This window comes from Lacunimicrobium album, from assembly GCF_052161635.1.
Taxonomy (GTDB): Bacteria; Planctomycetota; Planctomycetia; order Planctomycetales; family Planctomycetaceae; genus SXPC01.
The window spans coordinates 1,934,307-1,947,734 of record NZ_CP197413.1 but is presented as its reverse complement, the minus strand read 5'-3'; the positions used below and the strand labels follow the sequence as shown (position 1 = coordinate 1,947,734).

Below are 13,428 nucleotides of genomic sequence, written 5' to 3'. Positions count from 1 at the left end.
AAATCGCCAAACACATCGCAGCGATAGTATAAACCATCTTTCATGAATTCACACCATCGCAGCCACCAAACGACGACTGCCCGCAAAATTCCACCATGAGATCCCTCAGAAATTGAACCACAGATTAACACAGATAGACACAGATCAAACAAAAACACCAGACACGAAAGGGCTTCGGCATAACTCTTTTCTCTCTCCCTATCTGTGTCCATCCGTGTTTATCCGTGGTTTGTTTTTCTGTAGGGCTCCGCTTTCAGTACAACCCAGCTCAAAAATCATAAAACCTCGGAACTCGCCGACACCTTTCTTCGTCCAACCTGCATCACGCTGAAATTCACAAACTGACCTTGTTCATCTGGGCATCCATGTGCGCTAATACTCACGCGTCACGGAGGATGCCAGGTAGGGCGAAATTTCGGCTTCCCATCCCGTCAACGTCACATCCCGGCGTGGTTTCGCAGATTTGTTTCTCAGCATTGATGTCGTGATGAACGAGCCGCTCAGGGACACTCGGGGCGAAACGAGTCCCCGGATCGGCTGCCTGAAACATGCTGAACACGCCTGACTTACTCTACGAATGGACTCCCCATGATTTCTCGATCGCTCACTGTCTTATCACTTTTCCTGGCAGCGGTCCTCACCGTCCTGCCAGCAGCTCAACCAGAACCCTCCACAATGAAACAGGCGGAAGCATTGCATAAAAAAGGCAACTTCAAAGAAGCGCTCGACATGTATCGCGCCCTCCTCGCCAATCAGAAAATCTCGCTCGACGAGTTCAAGCTCGGCTACCAGCATGCCATCGAGTCCTTTGGTCGACTTGACCTCATGGACGAACTCGACACCTTCCGCGAACAACTCGTCGAAACCCACAAGGCGAATCCCGACATCATCACCCGCATCGGCCAGTCGTACTTCGAGATCGACCATTACGGTTACCTCATCTCGGGGGAGTTCCAGCGCGGCTACCGTCGCGGCGGTGCCAACGGCGCCCAATGGGCCAACAGCATGCAGCGGGACATCGTCCGCGCCATCCAGCTCTACGACCTCGCCCGCGTCACCCACATTGATGAAGACGACGCCACCAGCAAACTGGCCGACCCTTACGCCTTCTACGTCGCCTACGCCCGCATCCTCCAAAGCCAAACCCCCGCTTTCACCCTCGAAGAACTGACCGACATCACGACTCTCCCCGATTATGACACCGAAGGCGCAGTCCCTATGCGTGGCTTCGGTCGAGGTCGACGTCCCGTTTTCAACCAACTCGCCGGCGTCAACGAAGACGGCAGCCCGACCTTCTTCTCCAAACCAGAATCCTTCGAAGCTTCCCAAAGCAACGGCGAACGATGGCGCTTCCTGCTGGGTCAGGCCCAGGAAATCGCACAAAAAGCCGACGACCTCTACCGCGTGAATCTCATCAAGCTCCAGTACGCCGACCTGCTCCGCGTCCGCTACGGCGTCCAGACCATGCTTTCCGGCGGTTATCAGGAACTCCTCTCCAAGTCGACTCAAGGTGACGAACTCAACGAAAAGACCGGCCCCTTCGCTCTTGAAACGCTCACCGACGAAGAAACCATCGCCAAGCTCGCCACCGGCGTCAAACGCTTCGCACTTCCCGCGGAATTTAACTACATCGAGATTTATAAAGAGGTCGCCCAATCGTCTCACGCCGCCACCGCAGCCGATGCCTATGGGCGTCTCGCGGAAGAATACTCCAACCGCATGCAGTACCCCAAAGCAGCGGCCGCACTGGAAGCATCCCTCAAACGCTTCCCCAGCGAACACACAGCCGACTACAAATCACGTCGCCAGCAGATCATCGGCAACTGGGGCGAATTCGAACCCCGCGGCACTCAACCCGCCGGCGCCGGTGCCAGCATCGACTTCAAGTACCGCAACGGCAAGAAAGTCACCTTCACCGCTCATGCCATCAAGGTCGACGAGTTCCTCAATGACCTCAAAGCCTACCTGAAAACCCAACCCGCCGAGCTCGACTGGAATAAACTTCAGATCGAACAGATCGGCCAGCAGATCATCAACCAGAACCAGAAGAAATACCAGGGTGCACAAGTCGCAACCTGGACAGTCGACCTCGAACCTCGTCCCAACCACTTCGACCGACGCATCACCGTCCAGACGCCTCTTCAGAAAGCCGGCGCCTATCTGCTGGAATCGAAAGTCGATGGCGGCAACACCACCCGCGTCATCTACTGGATCGCCGATACGGCTCTGATTCGCAAAAACGTCAATCAAAAGGAACTTTACTACGTCGCTGACGCTGTCACAGGCAAACCAGTCGCCGATGTGAACATCGAGTTCATCGGATTCCGTTATCCCCACATGGAGAACAGCACACGGATCCCAACCCTCTTCAAAAACTTCGCCGAGAAAACCAACGCCCAGGGAATTGCCTACGTCACAGACAAGCAAGCCGACAACCAGTTCCAATGGCTGACCATCGCCCGCGGCGCCAACGGCCGCTTAGCCTACATGGGCTTCCAGGGCATCTGGTTCGGCTCCATGAGTGATCAGCGTTTTGTCGATAACAAGATCTTCTTTGTCACCGACCGTCCCGTGTACCGCCCCGGCCAGAAAGTCTCCTGGAAAGCCTGGGTCCGTCGTGTCGACTTCCTCGCGAAGAACGACGCCGAACTGGCACCGAAAGTCGGGAAACTCAACGCCGTCTTCACCAACCCCAAGGGGGAAGAAGTCAACAAAGCCGACTACGAAGCAGACCGCTGGAACGCCATCAGCGGCGAATACACCCTCCCTGCTGATGCCACCCTCGGCCAATGGAACATCTCCATCCCATGGCAGCAAAACGTCCAGGGGCAAATCGGCTTCCGCGTCGAAGAATACAAGAAGCCTGAATTCGAAGTCACCGTCGAGTCTCCAGGCAAACCGGTCACCCTCGGCGAGAAATTCGAAGCCACCATCCGCGCCAAGTACTACTTCGGTGCCCCCGTCACGCATGCCACCGTCAAATACAAAGTCAGCCGCACCAAGCACACCGCCAACTGGTTCCCACCCGGACCATGGGACTGGTACTACGGCAACGGCTACCGCTGGCTCGGCGTCGACTACGACTGGTATCCCGGCTTCAGCAAATGGGGCTGCTTCGCACCTTACCCAACCTGGTGGTCGGCACCGTCCGATCCCCCAGAAATCGTCGTCGAAACCGAAACCGAAATCGGTGCAGACGGGACCGTAAAAGTCTCCATCGATACCGCCCTCGCCAAACAGATCTTCGGCGACAGCACCTCTCACAAATACTCCATTACTGCTGAAGTCGTCGACCTCTCTCGCCGCACCATCACTGGCAGCGGCAACGTCATCGTCGCCGCCGAACCGTTCCAGGTATCGACCTGGCTCGACCGCGGCTACTACAACGTCGGCGATAAAATCACCGCCACAGCCAAGGCCCAGACCCTCGATAACAAACCGATCCAGGGCGAAGGAACCTTCGAACTCTTCAAGATCACGTACAACGCCGATGGCTCTCCCAAAGAAGAGTCCGTCCAGACATGGACCGTCTCAACAGACGACAAAGGCAACGCGACTCAAATCCTCCAGGCTCCATCGACTGGCCAATTCCGCCTCGCCTATCGCGTCACTTCGAAAGAAGGTGCGACCCAGGAAGGAGCCACCATCTTCATCATCCGCGGCACCGACTGGCAGTCCGCCGACCTGAAGTTCAACGCCCTCGAACTCATCCCCGACAAAGCCACCTACGCCGTTGGCGAGAAGGTCAAACTCCTCATCAACGCGGACCGCGCGGATTCCACCATCCTACTCTTCGTCCGACCTCTGGGCAGCGTCTACCCAGAACCTCAAATCATCAACCTCAAAGGCAAATCGACAACCGTCGAACTCGACATCACCCAGTCCGACCTCCCCAACTTCTTCATCGAAGCCGTCACCGTCTCCGGCGCCGAAGTCCACTCCATCACTAAAGACATCCTCGTCCCGCCAATGGGCAAAGACCTCAACGTCGAAATCACCTCGACCAAAGAATCCTACCTGCCCGGCGAAGACGCAGAAGTGACAATCAAAGTCACCGACGCCACTGGCAAACCCGTCGAAGGCTCGATCGCGCTGACTGTCTATGACAAATCCGTCGAATACATCTCCGGCGGCTCTAACGTCGCGAACATCAAGGAGTTCTTCTGGAAGTACCGACGCAGCCACTACCCACGCACCGAACACAGCCTCAACCATTCTTCATACCTGCTTTACAGAAATGGCGAAGCAGGGATGCAGAACCTCGGAGCCTTCGGCAACCTCGCTGCCGATAAGGCGGAGATGGAATTAGTAGCAGTTGGCGGCTCATTCGGTGGTGGACGTGCTAGAGGGCCTCTCTCCAAATCTGCTCGCGGCATGGAGCTAGCCGATAGTGCCATGCCCATGGCGGCGATGGCTGCCCCTGAGGGAGCAATGGCTAAGCAGCAAAATGAGAATGTCTGGTCTTCATTGTCGGAAGTTGAATCAACAGCAGGCGAAGCCTCCGCAAACATCGAACCAACCGTCCGCAAAGACTTCGCAGACACCGCCTTCTGGATCGCCAACCTGACGACCAACAACGACGGCATCGCGACCGCGAACTTCAAGATGCCCGAAAACCTCACCCAATGGACCATGAAAACCTGGTGCGTCTCCGATGGCTCCAGAGTCGGCGAAGGTTCAACCTCTGCCGTGACCGCCAAGAACATCATCGTCCGATTGCAAGCTCCTCGTTTCTTCATCGAAACCGATGAAGTTCTCCTCTCCGCCAACGTCCACAACTACCTGAAAGAAGAGAAGCAGGCGACTGTCCAACTCCTCCTCGAAGGCGGCACACTGGAAACAACCGAGAACCTTTCGAAGGTCGTCACGATCCCAGCCGATGGCGAAGTTCGCGTCGACTGGAAAGTCAAAGCCACGTCAGTTGGCTCTGCCGTCGTCACCATGAAAGCCCTCACCGACGTCGAGTCCGACGCCATGCAGATGACCTTCCCGGTCTACGTCCACGGCTTCCTCAAACTCGAATCCTTCACCGGCATTATTCGTCAGAACCAGAACAACCACAAGTTCACGATCAACGTCCCGGCCGATCGCAAAGGAGAGCAGTCTCGTCTCGAGATTCGCTACTCTCCCACGATCGCCTACGCAATGGTCGATGCTCTGCCGTACCTGGCCAACTATCCTTATGGCTGCACCGAACAGACCCTCAACCGCTTCCTGCCGACAGTCATCACACTGAAGGCCTTGCAGCGAATGAACCTCGACCTTGAAGCCATCAAGAACAAGAAGGTTAACCTCAACCCACAAGAACTCGGCGACGCTGCCCAGCGTGCAGCCGACTGGAAACGACGAGGCCAGTTCGAAGCAGATCACAACCCGGTCTTCGACGATGAAGAAGTCCTCAAGATGGCCAAAGACGGTCTCCAACGCCTCACCGAGATGCAACTCTCCGACGGCGGCTGGGGCTGGTTCTCAGGCTTCGGCGAACATTCCTCACCCCACACGACCGCAACCGTCGTCCATGGTTTGAACATCGCCCAGTCCTCCGACCTCGCCCTCGTTCCCGGCATGCTTGAGAGCGGCCTCAACTGGTTGCAGAAGTACCAGAACGAACAGATCGACCTCCTCAAGAAAGGCGACGAAGTCCGCGACAAGAAAGCCGAGCATAAGAACTATCGCCTGCAGGCCGACAACCTCGATGCCTTCGTCTTTATGGTCCTCAACGAAGCCGGTCGTGACAACGCCGACATGCGCAACTATCTCTTCCGTGACCGGACTCACCTGTCGGTCTACTGCCTGGCTCAATTCGGACTGGCTCTTCACAAGACGACTCAAGCCGAGATGCTCAAGACCGTCATGGAGAACATCTCGCAGTACCTGATCGTCGATGAAGAAAACCAGACCGCTTACCTGAAGTTCCCTGGCGGTTACAGCTGGTGGTACTGGCACGGCAACGACATCGAAGCCAATGCCTACTACCTCAAGCTCCTCAGCGCCACCGAGCCAACCTCTCCGAACGCCTCACGACTCGTCAAATACATCCTCAATAACCGCAAACACGCGACCTACTGGAACAGTACCCGCGATACCGCGCTCTGCATTGAGGCCATGAACGACTACCTCGTCGCCACCAAGGAAGGCGAAGCCGAACTGAAGGTCAAAGTCCTGATCGATGGCGAGCTCAAAAAAGAAGTCACGATCAACAAAGACATGCTCTTCAACTTCGACCAATCCCTGGTCCTCACCGGCGACGAAGTCACCACCGGCGAACATACGATCGAACTGATCAAGGAAGGCAAGGCTCCTCTCTACTGGAACGCCTACCTGACGTACTTCTCGACCGAAGAAAACATCAAAGCCGCCGGTCTGGAACTCAAGGTCAACCGCAAGTACTTCAAACTGGTCCAACAGGAAGGTGCGAAGGAAACAACGCGCGACCAACGCGGCCAACCAACGACCCTCAACGTCGAGAAGTACGACCGCAAAGAACTGGCCAACCTCGATGAAATCGAAAGTGGCGACCTGATCGAGATCGAATTCACGATCGAGAGCAAGAACGACTACGAGTACATCCTTGTCGAAGACAGCAAACCCGCTGGCTGCGAACCAGTCGACCTGCAAAGCGGCTACATCGCCTCCGCCAATGGCGCCTATGCGGAATTCAAAGACGCCAAAGTCGCCCTCTTCTTCCGCACCCTCCCCCGCGGCACAAGCAGCCTCTCCTACCGCATGCGAGCCGAAATCCCCGGCAAGTTCAGCGCCTTACCAACCCTGGTCCAGGCGATGTACGCCCCGGAACTCAAAGCCAACTCCGATGAACAGAAAGTCCTGATCACCGAGTGATACCTTGAGTTCATCATCACTCTTCAAAACTGGGATCAGGCTTGTACGCTGATCCCAGTTCCCCCCAACAACAAAGCGGTACGATTCCAAAGATTCGTACCGCTTTTCTTATGCGCCCTCTCTCATCTGCAAATAAGACCCGCCCGTCGATCCAGACTGCCGCGATCATTCCATTCCGATCGCGGCTCTTTTTTTGTACTCTTGTCCCTTCCACACATCATCCACAGCAGCGATTGAAGGCTCATCAATGAAAGCACTGGTCACCGGAGGCGGCGGGTTTCTAGGTCAATGGATCGTCGACCGTCTCCTCGAACGTGGCGATCAGGTCGCAATCTATTCCCGTGGCGACTATCCCGAGCTGACAAAAAAAGGCGTTGTCTGTCACCGCGGCGACTTACGAGACGCCGGTGCGGTCGAGCAGGCCTGTTGCGGCAACGACGTCGTCTTCCATGTCGCCGCTCTCCCCGGCATCTGGGGCAAGTGGAAGTCCTATTACGAAACCAACACCGTCGGCACCAGACACGTCCTCGAAGGCGCCCGACGCGGCGGCGTCACCAGACTGATTTACACCAGCTCCCCCAGCGTCGTTTACGATGGCAAGGAACACCTCAACGCCAACGAATCCTTGCCCTACCCCACCGATTACCTGTGCAACTACCCCAAGTCCAAAGCCATCGCCGAGCAGGAAATCCTCCAAGCCAACAACACCGGCGGTCTTTATACCGTCTCTCTTCGCCCCCACCTCATCTGGGGCCCGCGTGACAACCACCTGATCCCGCGACTCATCGAACGCGCCCGACAAGGCAAGCTCGCCAAAGTCGGCACCGGCGACAACCTCGTCTCTATGTCCTATGTCGAAAACGCCGCGGACGCCCACCTCAAAGCCTGCGACGCCCTAGGTTCTGGCTCCGCTTGCGCTGGCAACGCCTATTTCATCAACGAACCCCAGCCCATCAAACTCTGGGACTGGATCGACGAAATTCTCACCCTCGTCGATCTGCCACCCGTCAAGAAACGCGTCCCTGTCAGCGTCGCGAAATTCGCTGGCGCCCTCATGGAAGGAGTCTACACCACGTTTCGCATCCAGTCCGAACCAAGAATGACCCGCTTCCTCGCCTCACAACTCAGCCAGTCCCACACCTACTCCATCCAAGCCGCGCAACGCGACTTCGATTACGATCCCAAGGTTCCCTACCACGAAGCGATGATCCGACTAGGAAACTGGTTACGAAATCACCGTTAATCGTCGACTCATTGCACATACTTCGCCGGATCACTCATCCCCAAATTCGCGAACCCCTTCAGCCGCAACAGACACGCATCACAATGCCCGCAGCTGCGACCATCCTCAGCCGGATCGTAACACGTATGCGTCAGCCCAAAGTCGACTCCCGCATTCAACCCGACCTTGATGATCTCCCCTTTGGTCAACGAGATCAACGGCGTGTGAATCTTCCAGGTCTGTGTTTTCTCGACACCTGACTTCGTCGCCAGGTTGGCAAGCTTCTCGAAGGCCTCAATAAACTCCGGCCGACAATCCGGATACCCGCTGTAATCGACCGCATTCACGCCGATGAACAGGTCACAAGCCCCCAGCGTCTCCGCCCATCCGAGCGCAACCGACAGGAAAACCGTATTGCGAGCCGGCACATACGTAATCGGGATCTCCGCATTCATCTGCGCTTCATTGCGATCCTTGGGAACCTCAATGGCCGACGTCAAAGCCGACCCGCCAAAGGCACTCAGATCAAGCGTAAAAACAACATGCTTGCTCACTCCCAACGACTCGCAGACCTTCGCCGCTGACTCAAGCTCAAAGCGATGCTTCTGCCCATAGTCAAACGAGATCGCGAAGACCTCATACCCCTCCGCCATCGCAAGGGCGAGCGTCGTGGCAGAATCGAGTCCCCCACTCACAAGGACGACAGCTTTTTTCATAGTCATGGCAAAATTCTTTACGACAGCAATTTCAGCAGGAACGACCACTACGAGACATGAATAGCCGTTCATCCATCGGGACCAGTCAACTCCCATCATACAGGCCTCACAGCCTCATTCAACGCAGCCCGGCCTTGGACTCCGAATGTAACGATTGTACGGAATACTCCCTCGAAGCCGCTCGTTCTGGCTGTTCCATGCCCGAACCGACGTCGATGGCTGGCTTTCCCGTCCGCTTTTCGTCGATTTCAACACAGTACGAATACAACACCGTACAAATAGCCTTCGAGCGCCTCGACAGCTGACGGAACAGCTGTCTGCCCACGTCGAGGCGTCATTAGCAAGGATGCAAACTATGAAGACACAATACACCACCCCACCACAAACGCCCGCGCGACGGTTCGCCTGGACCATGCTGGCCTTCGCCATGCTGACCATCAGCGTCAGTCTCTCAGGTTGCCGCTGCTGCCAGTGGTCCAACTGCTATTACGACAAGATCGACGACATCAGCGATCACGAACCCTGCATGGATCGCTTCTACGATGCCCGTTTCGATATCTCCCGCGCCGGCATGCCCGACTGGTGCCAGGGCAAACTCAACCGCAAGATCTGCCCCTGTCGCTGCAACGGCACCAGCTGCCGCCACAAACCGATCATGTACCCGTCGACCTACCGCGCGAAGTACCAGAAACACCTCGCCGACGAAGCCGCCAAACAAAAACAACAGCAACTCGACCCCACCGCGTCCCCCGTCCCCCCGCTCCCCTAACGGACGAGTTTGTATTGCATCCCGGATCGCGCTGACGCATAGTAGAGCAGGCTTCTGAAGGCGAGCGGGGGGTGTAAACCCCCTGTCCCCTGTGCTCTCAACCCAAAGTACGACCGAGAGTACGCCACGACGCTCAAGCTCCATCTCTCGTCTCCCCCCCCTCCCAGGGCCAAAAGGAACTCTCCATGTCCGCGGGAAACGTCGTGGCAGAACTGTCTCGGTTAATTCAAACCGGTCATACCGCGCTGTTCCTCAAGACATGGGAAGAAGACCGCTGGAAGTCCCACCTGAACGTCCTCTGCCAACGCACCGGCTACGTCCTGAAACAATGGTCCAGCAGCAGCGTCATTGAATCATCGGACCATCTGACCGAGTCCGTCATCCGCTCCCTCGGCAGCTTCCTGCGAGACGCCCGCATGGCCGACCCTCGCGGCATCTACCTCGTCCACGACCTGAATCACCTCTGGCAGAACCCTGTCGTCACGCGCATGATCCGCGAGACCCTCGCCGACTTCGATCGCGCCGATAAATGCCTCCTCAGCCTCGGCCCCTCCGCTGCCATTCCCAGCGAACTCCTCAAAGACATCTTCGAAGTCGAACTCCCTCTGCCCACCTTTGAAGAAGTCACCAGCGAACTCGACTCCGTCCTCGAGATGGAAGAGAACAACTCGTTCTCCATGCAGGAACGCCAGCGCATGGCGACCGCTGTCACAGGACTGACCTTAAACGAAGCCAGCCGCGCCTTCCGCACTGTCACCTTCCAGCGCCGCAGCTTCGACGACGAAATGATTGCCCAACTCGTCCACGAAAAACGACACCTCCTCGGCGGCTCCAAGCTCCTCGAATTTCACGACCTCGCCGAAGGCATGGGAGAAGTCGGCGGCCTCGAGAACCTGAAAGAATGGGTCCAGCAACGCGCCCAGGCCTTCCTCCCCGAAGCCCGCGAACGCGGCATCGATCAACCCAAAGGAGTTCTCCTCGTCGGCGTCCAGGGCTGCGGAAAAAGTCTGTCCGCCCGCGTCATCGCCAAACAACTCGCCTTCCCGCTCGTCCGCCTCGACTTCGGCGCCCTCCTCAGTTCCGAACGCGGCACCTCCGAAGAAAATCTCCGTGAAGTCATCCAGCTCATGGACGCCGTCGCCCCCGTCGTCCTCTGGATTGAAGAGTTGGACAAAGCCTTCGCAGGCTACGAATCGGAGTCCTTCGCCGACGCCACCGTCGCCCGCATGATCGGCCGCTTCCTCACCTGGATGCAGGAGCACACCGCCCCGGTCTTCGTCGTCGCGACCGCGAACTCCGTCACCAAACTTCCTCCCGAACTCCTGCGTCGCGGCCGTTTCGACGAGCTCTTCTTCATCGACCTCCCCAACTACCACGAGCGCAAAGACATCCTGAAGATCCACCTGCTCAGACGTCAGATCGATCTGGAAACCATCGACCTCGAACTCCTCTCGGAAGTCACCCAGCATTACTCCGGCTCCGAGCTCGAACAGGTCGTCAGCGCCGCCGCCATCGAGTCCTATACGCGTCAACAGACCGTCACCATGAAGGACCTGTTAGCCTCGCGCGAAGCCACAATCCCCCTCGCAGTCACCATGGAAGACGCCATCTTCAACCTGCGAGAATGGGCCCGTGGACGCTGCCGCATGGCAACCTCCGACAGCCGCGTCATGCAGATGCTCGACGAAGAAAAACGCAAAGGCGCAGCCCCCCTCGACGCCGGCCAGTCCCTGCGAGATCAATGGACCGCCTACCTCGCCGATGGACAACTCGGCGAATCGATCGTCGCCCATGTCCGCTTTCACCATGGCGCCCTGATCAGTACACTCCAAAAAGACTTCGGGGCTCACGTAGAAACAACCGGAACCTCGTCACTCTGCCTGGAAGCCGACGAATTCGTCGTCATGTGGAGAGGCCTCAGCGAAGACTTCGCGCTGCAAATCCAGAAGCTGATCCGCCAGAAACGCCTCTTCCTCCACATCATCGACGTCGCCCAGTACCAGACCGCCAAATCAATCCTCAAGCTCCCCGTCATCAAAGCCCTGCGCGACACACCCCTCCCTCGCCCCGTCTGGCTCCCGGTCAAACTCCAGCTCGTCCCCCCGCCCACCGGCAGCGGCCGCTTAGGAAAAGTCCAGGTCATCAAAGACCACAAGACAGAGTAAATCGCTTTGTGACCCTCTCACATGCCCCCTCAATAGACCGCCCCTCAAATCTTGTTATGCTTGGCAAATCAGGGTTCAGATCGCACACCGGAGAACTTTTCATCCCATCCGTGTCGATCTGTGTTCATCCGTGGTTTGTATTTATTCACACAGCACAAACCCCGGCTGCAACATCTCCCTTCGAGACTTAACGGCGATTTTTATTCAGGTGGAAGATGGACTACGAGATTGTTGTCGGGCTGGAAGTTCACGTGCAGTTGCTCACGAACTCGAAACTCTTTTCGAGCTGCGTGAACCGCTTCAATCCCGATGAACCCAACACCCAGACCGACCCGATCATCCTCGGCCTCCCCGGTTCTCTCCCCGTCATGAACCGGGAAGCCTTCCTGCTCTCGGTCCGCACCGCGCTCGCCCTCAACTGCCAGATCGCCCGCTTCACCAAGTGGGACCGCAAGCAATACTTCTATCCAGACCTCCCCAAGGGCTATCAGATCAGCCAATACGATCTCCCCTTCAGCTCGCAAGGCTGGCTCGACGTTCCCGAATCCGAAGACAGCGACAAGCCAACCCGCATCCGCATCAACCGCGTCCACCTCGAAGAAGACGCCGGCAAGAACATGCACGATGAATCCGGCCGCGGCGGCGACAGCATGGTCGACCTCAACCGCGCAGGCACCCCGCTCCTCGAAATCGTTTCCGAGCCCGACCTGCGCTCCGCCTTCCAGACCCGTCGCTACCTTGAAGAACTGCGACTCCTGCTGACGTACCTCGGCGTCTCCGACTGCAACATGCAGGAAGGCTCCCTCCGCTGCGACGCCAACGTCAACCTGTGGATCAAAGGGGACGACGGCCAGAAGATCGCGACCCCGATCGTCGAAATCAAAAACATGAACAGCATCCGCAACGCGGAAGCCGCTGTGAACTACGAAGCCCAGCGCCAGTACGAACACTGGAAAAAGACCGGCCAGAAACTCGGCGACGTCGGCAAACAGACCCGCGGCTGGGATGCCAGCAAACAAGCCACCTTCGGCCAGCGCTCCAAAGAAGAAGCCGCCGACTACCGCTACTTCCCGGACCCCGACCTCGTCCCGGTCACCGTCAGCGACGCACTGCTCGAGGAAGTCAAAGCCACACTCGTCGAATTCCCCGCCACCCGACGCGCCCGCTTCCAGTCCGACTACGGCATCTCTTTGTATGACGCCTCCGTGATCGTCGACCAGGGCATCATGACCGCCGACTACTACGAACAAACCGCCAAACTCTGCGGCGACGGCAAACAAGCCGCCAACTGGATCACCCAGGACGTCCTGCGCGAACTCAAAGAACGCAGCTGCGGCATCGAAGATTTCGCCCTCTCCTCAGAAATCCTCGGAACACTACTCGCAAAAGTCGTCAAAAACGAAATCACAATCAAGAGCGCCAGAGAAGTCTTCGCCGCCTTGCTAGAACGCTCCGAAGCCGACGCCATCACCAGTTCCGACGTCGACGACATCATCACCGAACGCGGCCTGAAAGTCGTCTCCGACGATGGCGCCTTCGCCCCCATCATCGCCGAGATCCTCGCCAAAAACGAAAAGATCGTCGCCGACGTCAAAGCAGGCAAAGTCCAAGCCATCGGCCCCCTCATCGGCCAAGTCGCCAAACAAATCAAAGGCGCCGACCCCAAACGCATCCGCGAACTACTGCTCGCCGAAATCCAAAAGTAGGGTCCGCTGT

6 protein-coding genes are annotated in these 13,428 nt (G+C 57.4%); 5 read left to right on the top strand and 1 reads right to left on the bottom strand.

The window, feature by feature from the left end:
* Positions 1–588 precede the first annotated feature (588 nt).
* Complete coding sequence (locus SH248x_RS07735; protein ID WP_459557955.1) at positions 589–6,840, top strand: alpha-2-macroglobulin family protein; 6,252 nt, start codon at positions 589–591, stop codon at positions 6,838–6,840.
* 247 nt (positions 6,841–7,087) lie between these two features.
* Complete coding sequence (locus tag SH248x_RS07730; protein ID WP_459557954.1) at positions 7,088–8,083, top strand: Rossmann-fold NAD(P)-binding domain-containing protein; 996 nt, start codon at positions 7,088–7,090, stop codon at positions 8,081–8,083.
* Positions 8,084–8,091: 8 nt separating this feature from the next.
* On the opposite strand, the gene queC is transcribed toward SH248x_RS07730, so the two are convergent.
* Positions 8,092–8,784: a 7-cyano-7-deazaguanine synthase gene (gene queC / locus SH248x_RS07725; protein ID WP_459557953.1), complete on the bottom strand. Its 693-nt coding sequence runs from the start codon at positions 8,782–8,784 to the stop codon at positions 8,092–8,094.
* 349 nt (positions 8,785–9,133) lie between these two features.
* Between queC and SH248x_RS07720 the strand changes: the two genes are divergently transcribed.
* The 3 genes from SH248x_RS07720 (at position 9,134) to gatB (ending at position 13,418) form a co-directional block, all read left to right on the top strand.
* Positions 9,134–9,547 (top strand): hypothetical protein, encoded by a 414-nt coding sequence (locus SH248x_RS07720; protein WP_459557952.1) that lies wholly within the window; start codon positions 9,134–9,136, stop codon positions 9,545–9,547.
* Positions 9,548–9,732: 185 nt separating this feature from the next.
* Positions 9,733–11,712, top strand: a complete 1,980-nt coding sequence (locus SH248x_RS07715) for an AAA family ATPase (RefSeq protein ID WP_459557951.1) — start codon at positions 9,733–9,735, stop codon at positions 11,710–11,712.
* 215 nt (positions 11,713–11,927) lie between these two features.
* Positions 11,928–13,418 (top strand): Asp-tRNA(Asn)/Glu-tRNA(Gln) amidotransferase subunit GatB, encoded by a 1,491-nt coding sequence (gatB, locus tag SH248x_RS07710; protein ID WP_459557950.1) that lies wholly within the window; start codon positions 11,928–11,930, stop codon positions 13,416–13,418.
* The last annotated feature ends 10 nt before the right edge of the window (positions 13,419–13,428 follow it).

Excerpts from the sequence above, each read along its gene's own strand:
- SH248x_RS07720 (WP_459557952.1), top strand. The coding sequence starts at position 9,134 with ATGAAGACACAATACACCACCCCACCACAAACGCCCGCGCGACGGTTC.
- gatB (WP_459557950.1), top strand. The coding sequence starts at position 11,928 with ATGGACTACGAGATTGTTGTCGGGCTGGAAGTTCACGTGCAGTTGCTC.
- SH248x_RS07730 (WP_459557954.1), top strand. The coding sequence starts at position 7,088 with ATGAAAGCACTGGTCACCGGAGGCGGCGGGTTTCTAGGTCAATGGATC.
- SH248x_RS07715 (WP_459557951.1), top strand. The coding sequence starts at position 9,733 with ATGTCCGCGGGAAACGTCGTGGCAGAACTGTCTCGGTTAATTCAAACC.
- queC (WP_459557953.1), bottom strand. The coding sequence starts at position 8,784 with ATGACTATGAAAAAAGCTGTCGTCCTTGTGAGTGGGGGACTCGATTCT.
- SH248x_RS07735 (WP_459557955.1), top strand. The coding sequence starts at position 589 with ATGATTTCTCGATCGCTCACTGTCTTATCACTTTTCCTGGCAGCGGTC.